Source organism: Schlesneria paludicola DSM 18645 (assembly GCF_000255655.1).
GTDB classification, from domain to species: Bacteria; Planctomycetota; Planctomycetia; order Planctomycetales; family Planctomycetaceae; genus Schlesneria; species Schlesneria paludicola.
The window spans coordinates 261,773-284,123 of record NZ_JH636435.1 but is presented as its reverse complement, the minus strand read 5'-3'; the positions used below and the strand labels follow the sequence as shown (position 1 = coordinate 284,123).

Here is a 22,351-nt window from a genome sequence, read left to right as displayed (position 1 = left end):
AAGCTCCAGAGTCCACGACGACGCCCGCCTTTTCGCAACCTCTCAAACCAGCATTGCCAAAGCTTTCAGAGAATTGGAGCCCGCCAGATCCCTATTCACGTCCCTTGATTGAGCCGGATACATCGGCCGCTCATCAGCCACGGGGAATCGACTCGAGTTTCATGTCTCGCCCAGAGCTTACGGAGGATGAGAGACATTCCTATCCCTCGCAACAGTCGCCCCCAATGGAATGGACCGAAGCAAAGCCTCCTAATTCAAGTCTTGCAGCCAGCTCCGCGTCTGGATCAGCGCCTGAGACGACGACGCGGCTTGAATCGATCAATTCGGTTCGCCGCGAACCATCCGTCGATCGTTCTGAAGAACGAAGTCAGCGTACCCCTGATGAGATGACTCGCCGCAACCAGCCTGTCCCCGCAAATTTCATCAGGTACGAAGACGACTCCAAGACAGCCGCAGAACCAATCGTCCAGCCAGCTCCTTTGCAGATATCGATCGGCCGCCTTGAAGTACGAGCGGTTGTCGAACCGCGACCGCAGTCTGATCGCCGGACATCGGATCGATCAAAACCTGCGATTCCCACCCTTTCCGAATACCTCGAGCGTCGTGCGCGGGAGTCACGGTGATGGTGGAATACCACGCAATTAAATCTGTAACGCGGGTGCTTAAGGACATTCTGACAGAGGGAGTGCGCGGTCCCAAAGTCGAAACCGTCCCGCTGGACCTAATCAACAAGGATGTGAATGCAGGCCTGAACCTCTACCTGTATCAGGTGGAACGTAACGGTCGTTGGAACAATATGTCGGTTTCACCTTCGACAAAGCCTGTCGAAGCTCGCGCACCGTTGGCCGTGACATTGCGATATCTGTTGACCGCACATGGCCAAAATGACTTGGATGCACAAGACGCGCTCGAACGCGCTCTGTCCCTGTTCGCCGACCATCCACAGGTCCTGCACGACCGAATTCAAAAGATCGCGGCGAATTCGTCGCTCGCACGACAGATCGAACCTGTTCGCTTAACGATGATCAATGTCGAAGCGCGCGATCTCTTTCATTTGTGGTCGACATTCCAGGCGCCGTATCGAACCAGTGTGCTTTTCCAAGTCGAAGTCATCCTGATTGAAGGTGGTCAGCCGAGCGGTTCGCCGCCACCAGTCGCAGTCCGTCAACTGGGCACCCCAGCCATCGGTCTCGATCCCCCATTTCCTTTTATCCAAGACGTTGAAATTGTCACCGAAGTAAATCGCACCATCGCATTCCGAGCGGAACGGGAGTTTGCTGTCGGCGAAAAGCTGGTGCTTCGCGGTTACCACTTCGATAACGTTTATTTCGTACGCTTCACTCCTTGGCCAATGGTTCAACCAGACCAGGAAGAAGTACTCGTCCGCGTCACCACTGCTGATCGGACGAACTCCGACGTAACCATCACGCTTAATCCCGCCCCCGGCAACTGGCGGGCAGGCAAGTATCGCGTGACCACGCTGACGCCGCAAAGCTCGCCTGAAAAAGCTTTCGAGCAGCAGTCCAACGCGGTCATCATCGAAATTGTGCCTCAACTGGTCAGCGTGCGCGTCAACGGAAATGCGCCCGTATTTGATCCGAGTCAGCCCCCGGAACGAGCCATCAAAGCCATCCCAAACGAGCACGGCGAGATTGCGATCTCCATTAGCACCAATCCTCCAGTCCGTGCGTCGCAAAACGTCATTCTAATGCTGAATAGCCAGCCCATTCAGCCGGACTCACCACCGGATGGGACAGATCAAATTCACTTTACCATGACGAACTTCGATGAGGGAATCTACTGGTTGCGACTCAGCGTAGATGGCACCGAAAGCCGACTGATCGATCGCTCTCAAATTCCTTTGGCATTCCGAGCGTTCCGAGTGGAGATCAAATTCGCATGAAAAGTACCGCTCCGCAGTCAGCGCCCGTCGTCACCATGCCAAACCTCCCTTTGCCGGAGCAAGATCTGGCTTTCCTGTCCGCGGCACTCCATTGTCTCGAATTGAGACTGAGAAAACTCGCCCATGGTGAAGGCCATTGTGAACTGCCGTCCGACTACGCGGGTGAGTTCAAAAAGGCCCAGGAGGCTTTCGATCACGCTCGAAGCCATCGCCCCTCCTTTGAAGTGATGATTGAACGCCTCCAACTCACTCAGTTCGAGGCCCATCTACTGCTGCTCTGCATTGTTAATGAGTTGAGTTCGGTGATTTCGGTTCTGTGCGGGATGGTCCCACATTCACCTGGCGCATACGTTTCGCTGGCAGTGGCCAAACTTGTGTTTCCCGGTGAATTTGATTGGGCCGCATTGAGCCCGGATCGTCCCTTGCGCCGATTGCGTTTGATCGACATAACTCAGCCTGCAGGCAGAACATTGCTGACGTCTCCGCTGCGCGTTGAAGAGCGGGTGTTTCACTATGCGCGAGGTGAACGTGATCTCGATGACCGATTGACCGCTTGGCTGCACCAGTTCGAGCCACCATCCCTCGCTGGTCCTTTGCCTGACTCGCATTTAGAAATTGTCAACAACCTGCTGGATGGCCTGCATCGATTCCCGCGTGGCGCAGCACTACCTGTGGTGCAACTGGTTGGTCCCGACCGACTCGGGAAGCAGTTGTTCGCCCACGAAACCGCCGCCAATTGTTGCCGGACGTTGTTTCAGGGTGTCGCCAGCGCGCTGCCGTCCTCGATCAACGAAATGGACGATCTCGCTCGGATCTGGGAACGGGAATGCCGCTTGATCCCAATCGCGCTGTACCTGGATGCCGACGATTTGGATCCACCTGGCTCGGACGTGACCGATTCGCATCAGGGTGCCGCGACGGGTCTGTCCGCAGTCAGCGCTCAGTCCGTACTCCGACTCATCGTGCGGACGCATCGGCTGGTATTCTTGAGCGTGCGAGAGCGTTGGCCGCTGAATAGTCTAGGACGCGATTCACTGACTTTCGACATCGGCCGTCCTCATCCCGATGAACAAGAGGATGTCTGGATTGAATCACTCGGTGGTGACGCGCACGCCGAGCAGCAGGCCACGCTTCTTTCCGGCCAATTCGACCTGCATACGGCCGTCATCCGCCAGGTCGCGAACGACGTTCCACGCCCCGATCACCATGGCAGAGAGCTCGTGCGATGGAAGGACGCACTGTGGGACGGATGTCGTCAGGAAGTTCGGCCGAAACTGGAATCGTTGGCAGCTCATCTTGACCCCAAAGCCAATTGGGAGCGGTTGGTTCTGCCCGAACCGCATCTCGAGCAACTGGCGGAGATTGCCAACCAGATTCGCTTCCGTCACGTTGTCCATCGCCGTTGGGGACTCAGCGATCGCTTTTCACGCGGGCTGGGGCTGTCTGTCTTGTTTGCGGGGGAAAGTGGTACGGGCAAGACGCTGGCAGCGGAAGTGCTGGCCTGCGACCTGCGTTTGGATTTGTTCGTGATTGATCTCTCTGCAATCGTGAGCAAATACGTCGGCGAAACGGAAAAGAATCTTCGACGTCTCTTTGATGCCGCTGAACAGGGTGGCTGCGCACTCTTGTTCAACGAGGCGGATGCATTGTTCGGGAAGCGTAGTGCTGTGAAGGAAAGCCAAGACCGTTTCGCCAACATTGAAATCGACTACTTGCTTCAGCGAATGGAAGAGTTTCGCGGCCTCGCAATCTTGACAACAAATCGGAAGTCAGACCTTGATCAGGCCTTTCTACGTCGGTTGCGCTTCATTGTCGATTTTCCAACTCCTGATCGCTCGCAGATGATCGCGATCTGGAAACTTCTGCTCCCCCCGCTCGAAGGATATTTCGATCTCGACCAGCTAGTTGAACAGATGTCTGCGGGACGTGCCGGGCGACATCCTGACCAGCATCGAGTGATCCCGACCAAGAATCTGGACTACCCGCTCTTGGCCCAACTCAGCGACCAGTTGAATGGTGGTGGCGCGTTCAATGCGTCCATCAACGCGGCATTTCGAGCAGCCGCATCGCGATCGGCCGTCGGCATGGAGCACGTCAAGCCTGCGATCAAGGCCGAGTTGGATAAACAGGGGCTGTCGTATCGACCGTCCGATTTCGAAGAGGGGGCGACGTCGCCACCTGTGTCGCCTCAGCGCCGCGAGGCAGATCGCTTGCGTCAGGCGAACGGCAACCACGTCAAGGCGGTTGGAGGCACGAAGCGATGAGCCTTCACCCTCGCATCGCGGCACCCCAGGCCCAGGCCCAGGCCCAAGCTTCGGCGCCGGCAAATCGACCATCTGCACAGGTCGTCATCGATTCGGTCGTGTTGCATGGCCTGCCACTGAAACGCAGCGACGCCGACCGGGTGCGCATGGCCCTGGTGTCGGAATTATCAGCCCGTTGGACCGTCGCGGAACTTACCCGTCTGGAACACAGATCACAGCAACTTCCCGAGATTCGCATTCGAGCCACGGATACGCCCGAATCGATCGCTCGAGCGTTGGCCAATGCCCTGATGGAACAAGAATCCAGCCAAGGGGGTTCGCGATGACATTCGCCTCAAAATCGCCACTCACGGTCTCTGCGATTGCGAACTCGTCGTCAGACTTTCTCTACCGTCAGTGTGCCTGCGGAGCTCGTAGGTCTGGCGGTAAAACGTGCACTGCGTGTCAGTCGCGCGAAGAAGAACAATCCGGCGGCAACTTTCTGCGTCGATCAGCGATTTCATCCGGCGCCGGTGCTTACAGTGCTGTGCCGCCGATTGCTGGCGATCTGTTCCATAAATCAGAATCGAAACAAATACAACGAAAGCTGATCGTCAACGAACCGGGTGACAAGTACGAGCAAGAAGCGGACCGCGTGGCCGAGCAAGTCATGCACATGTCGCAACAAGCGACATTTTCGGTGAACGCAGGTGGCCAGTCATCATCTGTAATTGGTGACGCACATGATCCTCAACTTTTTCGACAAACTGCGCCAACGCCTTCTCCACCAAGAGTCCCAACTCATGCTCTTGAGTCAATTCAACCACAATCCTCCAACATGCTTAGCAACGCCGTCGTTGCGATTTTTCGCGATGCAGCACGAGATGTTCAAGCAGCGACCGGGTTTGATATTTCGGCTAACGTCGGAGACGCGACCCGTGCGCTCGGATTCACAACGAACAAGGCGGGAGCCTCGAATTTCACTTGGCATAAGACCGGACGAGCGGTAGATCTTCCCCAAAACCTTCCATGGATCGTCATTGAAGACCCCGCATCGCAAACATCAATGCGATTTCGACTTTTCCTGCCAGTAGCAACCCCCACTACAACTTCTCCTCCAGATGCCGGTGCCACTGCGAATGCTCAAGCAGTATCAAACGTGCCACAGCATCGATTCACACGCACGCCGAAGACTCAGGATATATTACTTGATGGCAGGTCAGTGAAGATCAATGGCGGATTCCCAGGAAACAAGATCTTCAAGAGCGTTTATATTGATGTCACAACGATCCTGGAAACTAAGGGGTTTTCGAGGATTGACGCGCAGCCACAATGGGAGACGGTCCCCACTAAGACTGAATGGTGGCACTACGAGCGGCGCGATGGAAACGACTATTTCACTTCATTACAGCAACTGTATTCGGACGCAGAAATTGAAGCGGGCTTTAAAAACGTCGTCGCTGGCATGGCAGCGGCGCAGAAAACCGCTGCGGCAACGCGGATGCGGAGTGAAGGATTTCCCGAGTCGATCGTCAACAAGATTATTCCCCCGCCAGCACCTTCGCCATCGAAACCCCACCGAATTCAGCGACATCCTCGCGAACAAGGATCTGCGATTGCCTCGCCGATGGTACACTCCGTAGTCAACAGCCCGGGTCAGCCGCTTGATCGTCCAACCCGACACTTTTTTGAACCGAGATTCGGATACGATCTATCACACATACGTATCCATACCGGTGATGCTGCATCGCAGTCCGCGGCCGACGTCAACGCAACGGCCTATACCGTTGGAAATCATATCGTTTTCGCTGATGGGCAATTTCAACCGACTCTTCAATCCGGGAGAAAGCTGCTCGCACACGAACTCACTCATACACTTCAGCAAAATCGCCCGCCACTTGCATCAGATCTCATTTGTGCCGCAGGCAACCCAACCACAAACGCTCCAATTGAATACGCCTATCGTTCTACCGCCCCCCAGTTACAACGACAGCCACATACTAGCCAGACTCTCAGTGCACCGACGGGCCTCACCGAAGAACAGATGGCCTCGCTCGCAGCGCTTCGAAAATACTTTAATTTGCCCGCACTTCCGACGAAATCAAAGCCGACCATTGTTGGCATTCTCATTCTTCCAGATGGATCACAAGCACGAATTCACAGTGGAACCTTTGGTGGTCCGGATGGCGGAACTCATCGCGGCCATATACCGAGGGGAAGCGGCACTGGCTTCGATCGCTTCACACTTGGTCATGTTGAGGGCCACGCCGCCGCAATTATGCATGAGCGTGGCATTTCGTCCGCAACACTCTTACTAGAAAAGAAATTTTGCCCCAATTGCGATTCGAATTTAATGCAAATGCTACCACCAGGATCTCAACTGAATGTTGTTTCTCCTGAGTGGACCGAAGGTGTGAAAAGCTCGGTGTTTCGACATCCCGCAAGTCCACTGATCGAGTCTCGGCCACAAACAAACAAACGTCTATCGTTGCCGACGACAGTCCCCATTGAGCCCACCGGCAAGTCATTGACTGCTCCCGAGGCCTCTGTCAGTCCCCCCGTTGAACGTCAGAATCGAGTGGTTCGGCCCAACACCCCGGCACTGCAAGTCATTCCGCCTGAAAAACCTGATTCTCTCGTAACGAATGCGCGCGACATCGCACGTTCCGTCTCCGATTCATCGTCGTCAGAAATCAAAACGCTTCGACTCGCTAAATGGATGACGAATGGGCTTCAGTTATTGTCGTTTCTCGACAACCTAAAGTCGTATAGCGACTATTCTGCGATGTCGGTGAGCGGCCTTGCTGGACGGGGGTTTGTGCTTACGAAAGAGATTCAACAAGCCAGAGAAGCCGAGCAGAGATCGAGGCGCACTCTTGATGAGTATCAGCAGTTCTCCCGCGAACTTAGCCGCAAACAGTTGCAATTCTTCCGCTCTTCGCGGGACCCAAGAGCCGCCAGCCAGGTCGCGTTTCAACTCAGTAGCCTGGTCGCAGAACTCATCAAACGACGACTTGAGTTCGAGAATCAGATGTCTAGATTGCTTGCAACCGTCGCGGAAGTGAATTCAAAGCGAGGAGCAGCGTTAGAGATTTTGAAGGATCCACATGCATCAATGGGGCTTTTTATGGCCAGCGTGGGAACTGGAGAATTGGCCATGCTACTCGGTGCCGCCGAAGATTTCGCGAAGATTCGTGGTGCGTTGAATTCTGCGGTAGCGAGCATCAATCAAATGTTGTCTCAAATGCGTTGTGATGAGGAGTTTATAAGAAGCTGGTATGAGGCATCGATTTCTGTCTGTGAGAGAGATGGTGTGTGCAATATGCCTCGTGCGACAAAATAGTATAGACGTAAGTTAACGTAGAAATTCGAATGCTGCTCTTGCTAACAATAAAAGTAAGCTCGCAATTATGACATCATCCCCCGTTACTCCTCTCATTCTCAAAGGTGCGCTTGTCAGCATCGGTTTGTCGCGGGTGCCCACCCTTGTGCTGTTTCAGTACAATCCAGAGAGCATCACACGAAATCTGATGCCTCGGCGGGCCATGTCCAAGGGATGGGACGCCGAATCCGGCAACCCGGCTGAGTCGTTAGGATTTGCCGGGCCACCGTATGAAACGATTTCATTTACGCTTGTGCTGGATGCGACTGACGGGCTGGAAGTCAAGAATAAAGTCGCAGTGACGACGGGGATCTTACCCGGCTTGTCGGCTCTCGAAATGCTGATCTCGCCTTCAAAAGCTGGCAGTCTTGCGACGGAAGGTTTGAAAAAAGCAGGGGTCATCAGTGCAGTCCCGGATAGTCCACCGTTGACATTACTGTTTCTCGGTCCGGCGCGCGTCTTGCCTGTCCGCATCGACAGCCTGGCGGTGACCGAGGAAGCCTTCGACCCCAACCTCAATCCGTTTCGAGCCAGCGTGGCTGTCAGCCTTACTGTATTAGGCCCCGACGACGTCGAAGACAGTGGGCTCCCCTATCTGTGGGCCGTCAATTACTCGACCGTCGTCAAAGAAGCGCTCGCCCTGGTCGCCACTGGCCAAGCGGCGGGCAGGATCGACTCCACGATTCAAGAAGCTATCAGCCGATTTTAAGCATTGATGTACGGGAATGATTTCGAGAGGTGCGTTTCCATGGTGTCCGAAAACAGCCGGTACTACGAATGCGAACATGCCAGGGTCAGCATCATTGACGGAAGCGGCCGTCCGCGCGAAGTGACCTACCTGAGACGTCGTTTCCTGCCTCCGCTTTCCGATATCGGCATCGACACAGACCAGGAAGGCTCGCCCACATTGGCAGAATCGGGCATGCAGGTGACGGCTCTGGGGCAAACACTGCGAGCTCACGTGGTCGATGCCTGCGATCGATTGGACATCCTCGCTTGGCTCGCGCTGGGTGATCCACTGTTGTTCTGGAGAATCGCAGATAGCAACCCCTGCATCTTTCCTGATGAAGTGACCGAAGAACCTGGGACTTGGATTGTCGTGCCGGAAGGTGCGGGGCGGTCACTCATTCCACTGCGATCGTTCTAAGATTTGAAAGTGCTCCCCAATATGAATTTGCTCGCCGGAACACGATTGGCGTTCTTGATCGGCAAAACGATACCAGAGCCAGCACCGGCGTCCTTCGTCCGCGCTATCGAAGAGATCGAAGTGATTCAAGGTGACACCGCAACAGGTCGCGATGCGTTTCGGATTACGTTAAGCGTCGGACGATCGGGAGTTGGTGCTGTTGAATACGATCAGCTTTCCACGGGATTGCTAGATCCACTGCAGAGGGTGGCTGTCATAGGACAGATTGGGGCCAGCCCGGTGGGAGTTCTGGATGGAATGATTCTGGACCACCATTTTGCGCCGAGCACCGAGCCGGGCCGTTCGAAACTGATTCTTACTGGTGAAGACATTTCCGTCTTGATGGATTTTGAAGAGAAAAACAAGGCGTATCCAAATCAACCCGACGGGATCATCGCGATGCAGATCGTCGGAGGCTACGCAAAATATGGCCTGGTACCGCCGGTGTCTCCCTCAGGGCCGATGGAGACCGTGTTGCAACGTGTTACGACCCAAACCGAAACTGACTTTGCATTCTTAACGCGTTTAGCCGCACGCAACGGGCACGCATTTTATGCCGAGCCAACTCCCGTTCCGGCCGTCAGCCTTGTCTCCTGGGGACCGGAACGACTCGGTTCGCCTCAATCCGCTCTCACGATGAATTTCTTAACTGGAACAACAGTGCACGGTTTGCGTTTTCACTTGGACGCGTTTAGCCCTCGAGAAGAAACACTGCCGGCGACAGGTGCGTTGCCAGGCTTGGGAGGTTTCGCCGGGGCACAGTCGACGAGTCCGCCATTGGCCGCCATGCCCCAAGCCCCTGTACGAAGACGCATGGCCCGTGATGCCACGAAAATGTCGACGGCACGAGCTCAAGCGCGCCTTGCCGCAGGAAGATCCGCCTCGCCCGATGCCTTGGTTGCCGAGGGGGAATTGGACGTCGCGCGCTATGGCCAACCATTACGTGCCCGACGACTTGTGGGTCTACAGGGCGCGGGTCCTGCCCACAGCGGCCTGTATTACGTACGCCAAGTCACCCATCGCATTCGACCTCGGATGGGTCAGTATTTACAGAGTTTCACGATGGTCCGCGAAGGCCGCGGCTCGACCACCGCAGTGGTCCGTCGCTAACCGCATTTGGTTCAGATTGACAGTTGAGGGACATACCTATGACCAAATCAGTTGCCGCTTACCACGCTCGGAACTCGCCGGACATCATGGGCCGAGGTTTCCTCGGTAAGTTCCGCGGCAAGGTGGTTGATAACCTCGATCTCGAGCAGAAAGGCCGGGTCAAAGTTTCAGTCAAAGATGTGCTCGATGGAGAAGAGCTGGGCTGGGCGATGCCGGCCATGCCCTATGGCGGCAATGGTGTGGGCTTTTTCATGATCCCACCCAAGGGGACCGATGTCTGGGTCGAATTTGAAGGGGGCGATCCGGACTTTCCGATCTGGACCGGTTGCTTCTGGCCAAAAGATTCCACAAGTACGTCGCAGTTGCCGCCGGGTGCGGGGTTGCCGTCTGTCAAGGTGATCCAAACCGAATTTGTCACGATCACGATTGAAGATGTTGCAGGCGGAAAGTTGACGATTCAGACGAAAGCCGGAATGAAGCTCGTCATGAATTCCGAAGGTGCTGAAATTAGTACCAAGGCCGGCGCCAGTGTGAACCTTAAGGGTAATGAAGTCTCGATCAATCAGACGGCTTTGCAGGTGAAGTAACATGCCAGGATACCTGATCGAAAAGGCGGCCATCATCTCTTGTTTACATCGGGGAACGTGTAGCACGCAGATTGTGGCTGAGCGCGTTCGGCTTAGCGGCAGTCCGGCCCTATTGAAGACCAGTAACCTGGTCATTTCCGGTTGTTCATTGCCTTCTCCACCGACAGGAAATGGACCGGATATCAGCGCCACCTGGATCGCCGGAGCGACGCGCGTGAAGTCCAATGGCGTGGCATTGCTCTTGTCCGATGCTCAGGGGCAATGCAAGTCATCTGGACTGGGTGTCACGATCAAACAGACGCAGAAACGCGTCAGGGCAACGTAAGTTCAAACGGCGCAACGCCCCCCTCCGGGCGACACCATTCACCGTGAAGAGAAGGAAACCGCCATGTTTTCAACATCGAAAACTCGAAACGCACGGCCAGATCCCCGACGAAACGCCACGCCTGCGTCCCCCTGGTCGATCGGAAATGATGGGCGCACCAATACCGTCGTGGGCGCCGCCAAGGTGCGCCAGTATCTAGAAACCTATCTGTTCACCGCCCCGGGCGAACGGCTCAATCGCCCCACCTATGGTGCCGGAGTGATGAACCTGATCTTCGGTGGCGCAACGCAAGTTGAGCAAACTCTGAGGCAAGGTATTGAAGGTGGACTGACGCAAGAGTTACTGGATCTTATCGAAATTCTCGCAGTGGAATCGAACGTGGTGGATTCCAAAATCTGCGTCACGATTCGCTATCGGCTCCTGCAACCTGGCACTGCCGGTGAACAACCCCTGCATGAGACTTTTGAACGCCCTTTGTAAGGCAACTTTCCATGATGATCGAGTCTCCGATGTGGAGCAATGATCGATGAACGTGCTTATCGACGACCAAACGGAACCAGACCGCCGCAGGCCGGCGTGCGCAGACCGTGCGCAACGCCGGCAATGGGTTCGGGACAATCCACGCTGGTTTGGCATCGATTACATCGAGGTCGAGCCACATATCGACGGGGACTTTTGGAAACTTCGCGTTGGATTGCTCGACGCCGACCTACCGGGTCAATTGGTTGCGGCGAATTTTCGAATTGAAAGCGCTGGCGAATCACGTCGGCCGACGATTCGGGTACAAAGCGTCGAACTGTGTGACCCCTGTGATCCAACAGTTCCTGCCGCCGCCATGCTGACTTTACGACCCCAGGATTCTGATCCGTCCGATGCTTGCCCGGGCGACTTCGGAACCTATTTTCTTCGACTCGTGGAAGTACAACCCGACCGACCTGACGAACCATCGCTTCAGCGGAAACACGATGTCGATCCTGTTTTTGACCGCGCGAACTTCCGTTTCACACCGCCAGACGACTGCGACGATGGAGTGGAAGTCGATTGCGCATTGCGGACTCCCACACGAGTGCGCTCGACCGGTGGATCTACCGCCATTGACTATACGGCCCGAGATTATGAAGGTCTGCGCGAACTCCTCATGCGTCGGCTGCAATTGACGACCCCTTACTGGACAGAGCGGCATGCCTCCGACTTATTTGTGACGCTTGTTGAATTATTGGCCTATGCGGGGGACCGATTGTCCTATGCACAGGATGCAGTGGCAACCGAAGCTTACTTAGCCACAGCGCGCCGCCGAATCTCGGTTCGTCGGCTCGTTGGGCTCATCGGTTACAAGATATCAGAAGGCTGTGCCGCTCGATCGTGGCTGTGCCTGGATCTCGAGCCAGGTGACAAATGGGTCAAAATCGAAGTGGACGACGTCGTGTTTCTCACGGCCTCGCGAATCAATCGGTCCTATCAAATCGTCGACGGCGGACCGCTGGCGTTTATTCCGCTCGCGCCAACTTGGGGACAGCGAGAAGAAGGGGCAGATGCGTATCTATTCCACCCGTCTCTCAACACACTTTATTTCTATTCATGGGGAGACGAAGTGTGCCAGTTGGAGAAAGGCGCCACTTCAGCCACGCTCTGGCACGGTCCAGGACAGTTTCCGACGTACAAGCCAGATCCGCATAAGACCCAACGCACGAGGATTGATTCTGGTCCATCGCCTAGTCCTGGAGACGTGATTGTCTTCATGGAAGTGATCGGTCCGCGTACCGGTGCTCCTGCTGACGCCGATCCCGCGCATCGCCATGCCGTACGCCTGGAGGATGTTCAACAGGTCTACGATCCCGTGATAGAGCAGACTGTCTGGCAAGTTTCATGGAATGTTGCAGACGCCTTGCCGATGCCACTAACAATCTCTTGCCTGATCCCCAAGCAGATCAAGAACCAGACGGACACAACTCGAGCCAACAAGATGACCCGACAATCTTGGGAATGCGAACGATGTTCCGATGTGACAGTTGCCAAGTGCAACGTCATGCTAGTGGAGCATGGTGAATGGCGTCTGCAAAAGCAACATGTGCAGGTGCCTGCCAACTTGATGCGGCCTCCCGAGTGCCAGTCATCCGGCTCCGCCGGTGACCCGTTGGAAATTGCGGCCGCATTTTGCCCCGTCATCGCCGATGGTCCGATCACTCACGCAGAACCGTTCCCACGAATGGATGATGTGGCACTTCGGCAAGCGCATCTACTGAGGAAGTTCCGATCGCGGCTCGATGGAGTCTTGGTGCGAGCAAACAGCTTTCTAACGACCAGAAAGCGCCCTCTGACCGAACATGATTCGATCGGACGTCTGCTACGAGGTCTGTATAGTGAGGTGGATCGCGGCCTGGCAAAATTGAATCTGAGGCCCCCATCTGCCAGGGCGACTCCGGAAGATCTCGCGAAGCGCTGCGCCGAACAACGCCGTGCCGTCGGGAAGCTGCGAATGATTTCTCGAGTTCGTCGAAATGAAGTATTGCGATGGATTGACGCCTTGATTCGCCGACTTGAACGAGGTCGGCCGCTCATTCAAGAAGACCTAGAACAGTTTCAGAACGAGTTCGGTCTCACACGTGACCACTTAGAAGAAGAGGGCCTGATCTGGAACTCTGCGCGATGGCTGGGGCCAGCCGCAGAAGCCTTGACCTCTGATCCATCTCGATCCGTCCCAAATATTGTCCTACAGGACGCTCAGAGAACGAACGAGTTCTGGTTGCCACAGTACGATCTGCTAGCCAGCGGACCAACTGATCGGAATTTCGTGGCAGAGATCGATGAGAGTGGACGAGCCCACCTGCGATTTCCGCTTCCCGTCGATTCGGCCGCATCGATCGCTGATGATGATACGCTGGGACAGTGCGTCAATCCCGGTCAGGAGTTTATTGTCAGGTATCGCACAGGATCAGGTGCGATTGGCAACATCCCCGCCGAGGCCCTAACGACTTTCAAACTGATAGAGCGAGATCGCACGTCCGCTCCGCCACGTATGGCAGCGATTCACGATTCGCAGCCAGTCGAATCGCAATTCGCAGCGATCACACCAACAACCATCACGGGCATTTTTCAGCCACTTCCGGCGAAGGGTGGGGTGGACCCCGAAACGCTGGAGCATGTTCGTCGCCTGGCGCCCGGTGCGATTCAAGGTCGCCTGGACAGGGCCATCACACCTGACGACTACGCCACACTCGCCCGCCGGCATCCTGGAGTCGCGAACGCCGCAGCGACTGCTCAATTCGATGGCGTCGGCACGCGCATCGTCCTGGCAATCGACGCAGCCGGACAGGCCGAAGCATCGGCTGAACTGCTGTCACAGATCCGGGGCAGGATCGACGCCTTCCGACGAATCAATCACGACATTGCCGTGGTACCGGCGATTTACGTCGCATTGGGGCTGACGCTGTCCTTCCGTGTCGAGACCAGTGCACAAGCAGGACATGTCCGCGAAGCCTTACTGAAGGTGTTCTCTTCGGAACAAGGTGGCTATTTCCATCCTGATCTTTGGACTTTCGGGCGGTCCGTGGAAGTTGGAGCCATCCTGGCGCAGGCGAGGTCGGTGGCGGGTATCAGGGATGTGTCCGTCACCCAATTGACTCGGCTCGATCCCGACGGTGGCGCGACTCGGGACGATCGAGTTCAGCGTGACGGCATGTTACGCATCGATCCAACGGAAATTGCTCGACTGGAAAACAAGCCGAGCCGATCAGAAGGGGGAAAACTGCGATTGATCCTGATCGACGGAACTGACGACACCTGTTCATCCTCGACTTCGGGGAGCACCAAATCGTGAGCCGGAACTTCGAGGCGGATGACTTTGACCCTGATATTGCTTCGGCCCGCGCTGCGGCGACCGGCGGAGATTGCGATGCCTGTCGCGCTGCCGCTTTGCCTCCAGCTCACACGCCGCTGCCATTCGGGAATCTCTCCGGACAAGACGCACTTCACTATCGTATCGGCACGCAAGAGGACTTCCGATCGACGATGATCGATCGCCTGTGGGACGATTCGGACAATCCGCTGAAGCGGCTCATTTCTCGTTCATCTGATGAATTTGTCGTCTCGCTCCTGGACGCGGGGGCAACTCTCTTCGACGTCGTCACGTTCTATCAGGAGCGTATCGCCAACGAAAACTACTTGCGGACGGCCACCGAACGTTTGTCGATCGAAGCGATGGCAGAATTGCTCAACCATGTTCCACGGCCTGGAGTCGCCGCAACGACGTTTCTGGCGTTCACGGTCGAACCTGGCAAGGCACCCACGATTCCGAAAAGGACTGCAGCACAAAGCCTTCCCACTAAGCCCAGTGAGTTACCCCAGACATTTGAAACAATGGAAGAGATCGAGACGGCGTCCAAACTGAATCGACTCGGATCCGTCCGAGCTCGTCCGAACAAGCGTTTCCAGGGAGAGTTCTCACCTGGTGCACGATTGACCTTGAGCGGAACCGGGTTCAACGTCCAAAAAAACGACGTCCTTCTATTTGGAGTGGACATGACCGGGCTGTCGATCGTCAAAGCGATTCATGAAGATGTCGGCGCGTCTCGGACAACACTGCGTATTCGCCCGTGGCGAGACCCAGAACCACCAGAGATCGCAAGTCCAATTGGACGGAGAGCGTGGCTGCTCGCCTTTCAACAAACGATTACTCAGCTCGTCACTGACGCGGAGACGGCATCTTCCCTGGCGACAACCGAAGCAACGATCCAAGCGACCAAACTGTTTGCAGAAAAGACTCGGACAATTCTAACCGCGATTACGAAGGCGCTATCAACTCCCCCCAGCGATGCGGAGTTCATCGATTGGCTTGTTGATCGAAGCAAGGATCTGACGCCATCCCACGACGTCGATCAGAAGGTACAACAGTCTGCGAGCGGTGTCATTGATCAAATATGGGGTCTGATCGCTCAAGCGTCGCCAAAACAGTTCATCAAGAGTTATCTCGACACCGAATTTGTGACGCCACTTAAAGACGCAATCACTCGCATTGTCGCAGATCCAAACGTTGCGCGGACTTTGACGGAACTTTTCGAAATCGACGTACTGAGAGAAAATCTGAGCCCCCAATTGAACAGCATGTCTGATGCCTCAAACATGGCAGACATCGTTAACGAACAACTGAAGTCGCTGCGGTTGTTATTGGTCCATAACTTCGAGAGCCCACTGCCTTCCGACGTCGAAAAATGGCAAGATTTCGCTGTTCCCGCATTTTTGCAACTGGCAGACCGCGCTCAGCGATTCGATCCGACCCGTTACAAGTTGTATTCAATCGTCCCACGCTATCTCGAAACGCAACAAGCCGGCATTCCGATTGATAGTGCGATTGCCAGGCGAATCAGGCAGATCTTGAGCAGCATTCGCAATACGCTGATCGGAACGAGTACCGCGGACCTCCCGACCGAGCTGTATCCATTACTGTCGCAGTTACAGGTCGAACAAGTGAATGCTCTCGAAGAACAATACGCGCGGATCAGGCCCTGGATTGATGCCATTGTTGATGACCTAACGGACGTACTCGCATTGGTGGCCAAGACTTTTAGAGCGTTCAAGCCGGATGACTTATCCACGGCGAAAAGCCGCGAGGCGATTCAGACCGAAATCTCGAAGGTTGTGAATTCACTTCAGAATTCGGGACCAGATATCGAGCCCGAGGATCCAGGTCCGGATATGGTTGCTGCCATTCCAGATATGTTGTCGCAAATCCTCGCCAGTTCCGGGTTGACCTCGCCAGACTCAATAGTCGCTGCGCTCGAAAATGTGGTTGTCGCATCGAGCGATCTGCCCAACCACATCAAGATTTTTCGTGAACATGCCCGCCCGTTCGGAGTCGATCTAGGGCGTTTGTATCTGTCGAATGGCACGGAAAAGGATGATGAGGACATTAATCCCAACGTCCAATCAGAAAAGCTGCTCACTCTCGATCGGGAGTACAAGGAGATCATACAAGGCAGTTTGATTGTGATCGATCGAGCGGGCACAACCACGAATGGAGTTGACGCCCAGGGCCCCTTCATTTTCCGAGTCGACAAAGTTGAAGTTCTGACGGCAAGCGCCTACGGCCAGTCGCGGCCCGCAACACAACTCACCTTGGACAAGAAATGGACACTGGATGAGAAAAAGCTTAGCGATTTGCGAAAGATCACGATTTACGTTCAAAGCGAGACGCTGCCTTTGGGGCTCGAGCCTTATGACGCAGACATTGCTGGCCTGACAATTGAATTGGACGGAATTTATCCCGGACTTTCATCGAAGCGAAAATTGATCGTTCGCGGCGAACGGACAGACATTCCCGATTCGGGTGCTCGCGTGGGCGAGCTGGCTGTCATTCAATCGGCAGAGCTTGTGTACACACCTCGTCGGCCGGGGGATCATCCGCATACCCGGGTCACCCTGACGAAGCCGCTCCAGCATCAATACAAACGTGCTACCGTCGAAATTTTTGGCAACGTCGCAGAAGCGACACACGGGGAAACCGTCGCTGATGAAGTGCTGGGAAATCCCACAGGCCGCTCGCTCTCCGTGAATGGTGTGACCGAGTTTGCTCTTCGCCAGGGACCACTCACATACGTGCCCGATGCACAAAGCCGGGCGGGTGCTCGTCCGGAATTGGTAGTTCGTGTCGACGGAGTTCTGTGGCATCAAGCGGAACAACTGGCCGGGCAATCGCCCAACGCACAGGTCTATGTCGTTCAAAATCCCATCGAAGGAGGCGCACGCATCTGCTTCGGGGATGGCCATGAAGGCGCTCAGCCCTCTCCCGAATTCCACGGCATTCATGTCCAGTATCGCCACGGCTTGGGACTGGCGGGGAATGTTCCTGTGAATGCGATCTCACTACCGGTAACACAAGTGCTGGGCATACAAGCTGTCACCAATCCATTGGCGGCAACTGGTGGAGCCGATCGTGATTCACTCGAGACGACACGTATCCGCGCACCGTTGTCTGTCGCGGCGCTGGATCGACTGGTGGGGCTGCCCGACTATGCTGCCCACTCGCTGACGTTTGCCGGGATCGAAAAAGCCCATGCGATCAAGCTGCCACCCGCTGCAGGAGGTTTTCGCCCCCGAGTCGTAGTGACCGTGGCCGCGGCTGGAGGAGAGCAGTTGACGATGGATTCTGAACTCATCCGTCAACTGCGTCGATCTCTTGAAACGAAGGGCGATCGATCTGTGGAAGTGGTGGTCTTACCGCGTCAATTGATTAGTGTCGGTTTCGAAGCACGGGTACGGATCGGCTCGGATTTAATCTGGGAACAAGTACGAACTCGAATCGAAACGGAACTTTTGGCTCAGTTTGGGTTCAGTCGCCGCGATTTGACTCAGCCTCTATGGCTGTCCGAAGTCGGGGCAACACTTCAACGCGTATCAGGCGTGCTTGGATTTGCCGTGGACGCGTTCGGCGAAGTTGCCATGTCAAGTGTTTCCATGGGATCCGATTCCGTCAACGTGAATGCGATCGAAACAGCCATGAATTCACTTCGTGGATCGACCCCCAAAGCGCTCGTTGTTGTCGCGCGCTCCACCAAGATCTCGCCAGTGAATCAACAATTGCAGCCCGCACAGTTGGCGATTCTGAATCCGAGCCTGGGGGGCACGCTCATCCTGAAACCCTGGGATGCACAACGGGGGACGATCATATGAAAGTGCCTCAACCTTCAACTTCACTCGCATCCCCCCTTTATCCCGCGTTGGCAGGTGACCCAGATCGTCTGTATCGGCTGCTGCCTGCAGATTTGCGGCGGCGCGACCAAGAGGGTGACGCGGTACTGCAGGCACTGCTGCAAATTCTGGGGGCACAATACAATTTACTCGAAGCGGACATTCAACAACTTTACGACGACTTTTGCGTGGAAACATGTCGTCCAGAATTACTCCCTTATCTCGGTGATCTCCTGGGATTCCACTTGCCGCGCACATCGGCGGGGGTGGAAGTCGGCGGTTCCGCGGATTCAGCGAGAGCCAGCCGACAAGCTTCCCTGACGAGACGACTGATTGGAAGTCTAATCCCCACTCGCCGCCGCAAGGGTACGATTGCCGAACTGCGGCGAATCGTCAGAGACTTTGGGGGCGCGTCTTCTTTTGTCGTCGAAACGCTGTTCCGGATTGAACGCACTCCTGCCGTCCGCCGCCCGGTGCACTTTCCACTGGCATCCAGTGAATTTGGGCCGGCGTTGCGGGAACGCCGAGGTCTATCCAGCCCCTTTGCCTGGCTTCCGCTCACAGCCGAGGTCCGCCGCGTTCGGACAGAGCCGGAAACAACGCCGGGCCGCGCGCATCCTGACGGCATCGAAGTTCACCTGGGAAGATTGAGGTCATATCCCATCGTGAAATCGCCCGCTTATTGCGTCGAGAGCGACGATAGTACTTATCTCCAATTGGGAACTTTTGATCCGCTGGGGGGAACCATTCCGCTCTTGACCCGCGAGCTGAATGCGCCTGGGCCCGGGGAAGCGATTAGTCCCGCACACTTCGTGTATCCCATTGATCGTCGTGTGATGACGTCTCGGTTACTGAATTATTATGGTCCCGGAAAGAGTCTGGAAGTCTGGTTCGACAACAAGCCCTGGCCTTCGCAGCGAATCCTGGTCGTTGATTTGCCTGGTAAGAACGGAAAATGGTCGATTCCCGCAGCGACCATCGCAACGGGCATGCTGTTGATTGATCCGCAGCGAGGTCGTCTGGCCCTGCGTCTGAAAGCCCCTGGTAAGACACACCCAGCGACAACTTTAGGCCGGTCCTCCGCGCTCACCCTGACAAATGCCGCTCAGCAGCCTTCCGAGGCGGATGCAGTTGCAGAGCAGAAATCTGCGAGAATTCAAGATTCGCGTTTCCAAGTGTCATATTTTGCGGGACTGATCGGAAAAATCGGCGGGGGCTATCCGCGTCGATTGCGTGACATCGCCGATGGTGAGCAATACATCCGCGTACAAATCGACGGCGAATCGACATTGCAGAACCCTAAGGAATCCGACGGTCCAAGAATCGCTGTGTCCCTGAATGAGGCGCTCGATTGGTTTGAGAAACAACCTGAGAAATCACGTGTTGTCATTGAGCTCATCGATAGTCGGACTTACCTGTGGGAACGGGAAAAAGTCACTGTCCCGGAAGGGGCGCGATTGACCATTCGAGCGGCGTCAGAAGTCCGTCCGCTGATCTGGTGCCGAGATCGCAAACCCTACTTCGCGGATCGGATCAAGTTTGAAGCAGGTGGTCAGGGCGCGCGACTTGTACTAGAAGGCCTTAAGATCGCAGGGCGTGCTGTTCACTTGGAACACGATCTCCGCACTTCGATTCGTGATACGACGTTGGTTCCAGGCTGGATACCAAACAGCTCGTCAGACGACGTCGGGCGTTTCAATCCGGCCAGCTTAACGCTGCATGGGTGTCAAGCTGGCGTCACAATCGACCGCTCTATTATGGGACGGATCCAGGTTGATCCACAACAACTTACCGAACCCGTCCCATTGGTGATTCGAGATAGTATCATCGATGCCGGCCCTGCTCTCGAACCTGGGGCTGGTCCGGTGCTGGAGGCTGAGATGGCCTTGTCCGGCCCCAACAAGCAGGATGGAGGTTCCACTCTGCCGTATGCCTATGCGGTCATGCTGATGCGCAATACAACTGTGCTCGGAAAAATCAGAGTCCATCAGATTGCATTGGCCGAGAACAGCCTGTTTACAGGAGTCCTGCAAGCAGCCCGTCGCCAGACTGGATGCGTACGATTCTGCTACCTTCCACTTGAATCTGCGACGCCCCCTCGATACCGCTGCCAGCCCGACCTGTCTCGGGCGTACTTGCGGCGCCAGTTCCGTTCGTCATCCGCCTCAGAGACCACGAATGCGGCTTCTCTGGCGTCGCAACTGGACGCGGTTTCGAAACGTCTTGTGCCCTGCTTTGCCTCACGCCGCTACGGCGATCCCACCTATGCGGCTTTGCATTCCAGTATTGCGCCAGAGATCCGACTGGGTGCCGAAGACGGCGGAGAAATGGGCGCGTTTCACGACCTAGACCTCCCGATTCGTGACCTTGAACTTATCGACCGTCTCACAGAAAACGTCCCCGCCGGTCTGGACGTTCGCTTGATTATTCACCCAAGGAATGTTTCATGAGCCACGACATTACTCGTGACAGCCACCTCCTGAACGAGGGAAAGAATTATGCGAAGGTGCGTCGCTTGCAAGGACGTATCTTCACAGACGCCGACTTCAATGAGCAGGTCGACCTCGCAGACCGGCGAGTTCGCGACCTGATCGTTGACGTGGTCGGATATCACGCCGGTGCGATCTTGCCCGGTGGTGTTGCAGTCGGCTTTAAGATTACGGAGAAACTCTCTCAGAACAAGATCAACGACCTGACGATTGGAGTGGGAACCTATTACGTCGATGGCATTCGAGTCACGAACGATGCGAACCCCCAGTCACTCCCGACCTATTCAAGTCAGTGGCCCAACGTGCCAAGCAAGCCATTTCCCGTGATCGATAAGTTTTTGTTGGCATATCTTGACGTCCAGAACGTACCAGTCACTCCCTTGGATGATTCGGACTTACTCGATGTCGGTTTCGAAGGGCGAGACTCATGCAATCGAGAAAAGTGGGATTGGGTGGTTCGTGTGGCCCGGCTCAATTCAAACCCCGGCGAACTCTCCTCCATCAACGATCTAAAACAGGACACACTCGCGAATCCCGCTGAGATTCCATACGGCGAAACGTTGGGTCAGTTAACATTTTCGTATAGCACGCGAGACAGCGATCACTGTGTTTCTCCAGCCATGGATGCATTCTCGGGGATCTCCGACCAACTCTATCGGGTTGAAGTCCATGAAAAAGGAATTCTCGCAGAGGCACTTTCAGAGAAAGCGGCACCTCGTCTGAAGTGGTCTCGTGACAACGCCGCACCCGCGTTCGCCATCAAACCCAACGGATGGTCCAAGGAGGCCGATGCGGCGACTTGGCGCGTCGCCCTTGAAAGTCTCGATGCGCTCGGCGGTTCGCGTTCACTGGAGGCGTTACATTGGGTCGAGCCGGTGCTGCCTGACTGGTACCATCGGGACGTGTGTTTTCCATTGCTGTGGGTCGAATCCATCGATCCCGAGAATCTGGAGGCGATCGTCGCGCTTGGTCCAGATCGGCCAAAAATCTCTGAAAAAACGCCTATCGGGGATCCGCTCATCGATGCGTATAACGCGCTCAAGGCCCTGGAAGGGATACAACCCATCGGAAAGGCGAAACCCCGTTTGATTCTGTGGGATCATCTGGCCGGCGACTTCAGGGGCCTCAAACTCTCGGGGAAAGATGGCGACACGAACGATCCGGGAATTCAGTTAGAACATGGACTGCAAGCTCAACTGAAATTGGGTGCGAAATCCAGTCCTCGGTGCTACCGAGTCGGTGACTACTGGCAGCACGTTGTTCGTACGGCCGAGGTGAGGGTACCTTCGAGCTTTCGCGATCCTGATGGTCCAGAACATCTATTTGCCCCATTGGCCGTCTTTAGTGACACCGCTCTCGTAAAAGACTGGAGAAGGAAAATTAACAGTATTGGTGCTCCTGTCTAGCACTGTATTCGACCTCAAGGACTTGATCGCGTGCGAA

14 protein-coding genes and 1 pseudogene are annotated in these 22,351 nt (G+C 55.5%); all 15 read left to right on the top strand.

What is annotated here, in order from left to right; genetic code table 11:
- Positions 1-622: 622 nt before the first annotated feature.
- The 15 genes and pseudogenes from OSO_RS0118500 (at position 623) to OSO_RS0118435 (ending at position 22,314) form a co-directional block, all read left to right on the top strand.
- Positions 623-1,903 carry a Pvc16 family protein gene (locus OSO_RS0118500; protein ID WP_010584688.1) on the top strand — a complete coding sequence of 427 codons (1,281 nt, stop codon included), beginning with the start codon at positions 623-625 and terminating at the stop codon, positions 1,901-1,903.
- A complete protein-coding gene (locus tag OSO_RS44115) occupies positions 1,900-4,167 on the top strand; it encodes an ATP-binding protein (RefSeq protein WP_010584687.1) in 2,268 nt (755 codons plus the stop codon). Before OSO_RS0118500 ends, OSO_RS44115 begins: the two co-directional genes overlap by 4 nt.
- A complete protein-coding gene (locus OSO_RS0118490) occupies positions 4,164-4,493 on the top strand; it encodes a hypothetical protein (RefSeq protein ID WP_010584686.1) in 330 nt (109 codons plus the stop codon). Before OSO_RS44115 ends, OSO_RS0118490 begins: the two co-directional genes overlap by 4 nt.
- Positions 4,490-6,550: pseudogene (locus tag OSO_RS52645) on the top strand (eCIS core domain-containing protein); the annotation flags it as partial. The gene OSO_RS0118490 and the pseudogene OSO_RS52645, both read left to right, overlap by 4 nt.
- A 174-nt stretch (positions 6,551-6,724) precedes the next feature.
- Positions 6,725-7,489, top strand: a complete 765-nt coding sequence (locus OSO_RS52035) for a hypothetical protein (RefSeq protein WP_237729313.1) — start codon at positions 6,725-6,727, stop codon at positions 7,487-7,489.
- Positions 7,490-7,556: 67 nt separating this feature from the next.
- Complete coding sequence (locus tag OSO_RS0118480; RefSeq protein WP_010584684.1) at positions 7,557-8,237, top strand: hypothetical protein; 681 nt, start codon at positions 7,557-7,559, stop codon at positions 8,235-8,237.
- Between the two features lie 39 nt (positions 8,238-8,276).
- Positions 8,277-8,675 (top strand): hypothetical protein, encoded by a 399-nt coding sequence (locus OSO_RS44105; RefSeq protein ID WP_010584683.1) that lies wholly within the window; start codon positions 8,277-8,279, stop codon positions 8,673-8,675.
- Positions 8,676-8,696: 21 nt separating this feature from the next.
- Complete coding sequence (locus OSO_RS0118470; protein ID WP_010584682.1) at positions 8,697-9,824, top strand: phage late control D family tail protein; 1,128 nt, start codon at positions 8,697-8,699, stop codon at positions 9,822-9,824.
- A gap of 38 nt (positions 9,825-9,862) precedes the next feature.
- Complete coding sequence (locus OSO_RS0118465) at positions 9,863-10,411, top strand: phage baseplate assembly protein V (RefSeq protein ID WP_010584681.1); 549 nt, start codon at positions 9,863-9,865, stop codon at positions 10,409-10,411.
- Position 10,412: 1 nt separating this feature from the next.
- Complete coding sequence (locus OSO_RS0118460) at positions 10,413-10,736, top strand: hypothetical protein (RefSeq protein ID WP_010584680.1); 324 nt, start codon at positions 10,413-10,415, stop codon at positions 10,734-10,736.
- Between the two features lie 63 nt (positions 10,737-10,799).
- On the top strand, positions 10,800-11,216 hold the full coding sequence (locus OSO_RS44100) for a GPW/gp25 family protein (protein WP_010584679.1): 417 nt from the start codon (positions 10,800-10,802) through the stop codon (positions 11,214-11,216).
- 46 nt (positions 11,217-11,262) lie between these two features.
- The gene (locus tag OSO_RS0118450) at positions 11,263-14,553 is read left to right on the top strand and encodes a baseplate J/gp47 family protein (RefSeq protein WP_010584678.1); all 3,291 of its coding nucleotides are present in this window, start codon (positions 11,263-11,265) and stop codon (positions 14,551-14,553) included.
- Positions 14,550-18,401 carry a putative baseplate assembly protein gene (locus tag OSO_RS0118445; protein ID WP_010584677.1) on the top strand — a complete coding sequence of 1,284 codons (3,852 nt, stop codon included), beginning with the start codon at positions 14,550-14,552 and terminating at the stop codon, positions 18,399-18,401. Before OSO_RS0118450 ends, OSO_RS0118445 begins: the two co-directional genes overlap by 4 nt.
- Positions 18,398-20,869 (top strand): hypothetical protein, encoded by a 2,472-nt coding sequence (locus OSO_RS0118440; protein ID WP_010584676.1) that lies wholly within the window; start codon positions 18,398-18,400, stop codon positions 20,867-20,869. The genes OSO_RS0118445 and OSO_RS0118440 overlap by 4 nt, the downstream gene beginning before the upstream one ends.
- Positions 20,866-22,314, top strand: a complete 1,449-nt coding sequence (locus OSO_RS0118435) for a DUF6519 domain-containing protein (protein WP_010584675.1) — start codon at positions 20,866-20,868, stop codon at positions 22,312-22,314. The genes OSO_RS0118440 and OSO_RS0118435 overlap by 4 nt, the downstream gene beginning before the upstream one ends.
- Positions 22,315-22,351 lie beyond the last annotated feature (37 nt).

Coding starts and splice junctions, on each gene's coding strand:
- OSO_RS0118500 (WP_010584688.1), top strand. CDS start 623: ATGGTGGAATACCACGCAATTAAATCTGTAACGCGGGTGCTTAAGGAC.
- OSO_RS44115 (WP_010584687.1), top strand. CDS start 1,900: ATGAAAAGTACCGCTCCGCAGTCAGCGCCCGTCGTCACCATGCCAAAC.
- OSO_RS0118490 (WP_010584686.1), top strand. CDS start 4,164: ATGAGCCTTCACCCTCGCATCGCGGCACCCCAGGCCCAGGCCCAGGCC.
- OSO_RS0118480 (WP_010584684.1), top strand. CDS start 7,557: ATGACATCATCCCCCGTTACTCCTCTCATTCTCAAAGGTGCGCTTGTC.
- OSO_RS44105 (WP_010584683.1), top strand. CDS start 8,277: ATGGTGTCCGAAAACAGCCGGTACTACGAATGCGAACATGCCAGGGTC.
- OSO_RS0118470 (WP_010584682.1), top strand. CDS start 8,697: ATGAATTTGCTCGCCGGAACACGATTGGCGTTCTTGATCGGCAAAACG.
- OSO_RS0118465 (WP_010584681.1), top strand. CDS start 9,863: ATGACCAAATCAGTTGCCGCTTACCACGCTCGGAACTCGCCGGACATC.
- OSO_RS0118460 (WP_010584680.1), top strand. CDS start 10,413: ATGCCAGGATACCTGATCGAAAAGGCGGCCATCATCTCTTGTTTACAT.
- OSO_RS44100 (WP_010584679.1), top strand. CDS start 10,800: ATGTTTTCAACATCGAAAACTCGAAACGCACGGCCAGATCCCCGACGA.
- OSO_RS0118450 (WP_010584678.1), top strand. CDS start 11,263: ATGAACGTGCTTATCGACGACCAAACGGAACCAGACCGCCGCAGGCCG.
- OSO_RS0118440 (WP_010584676.1), top strand. CDS start 18,398: ATGAAAGTGCCTCAACCTTCAACTTCACTCGCATCCCCCCTTTATCCC.
- OSO_RS0118435 (WP_010584675.1), top strand. CDS start 20,866: ATGAGCCACGACATTACTCGTGACAGCCACCTCCTGAACGAGGGAAAG.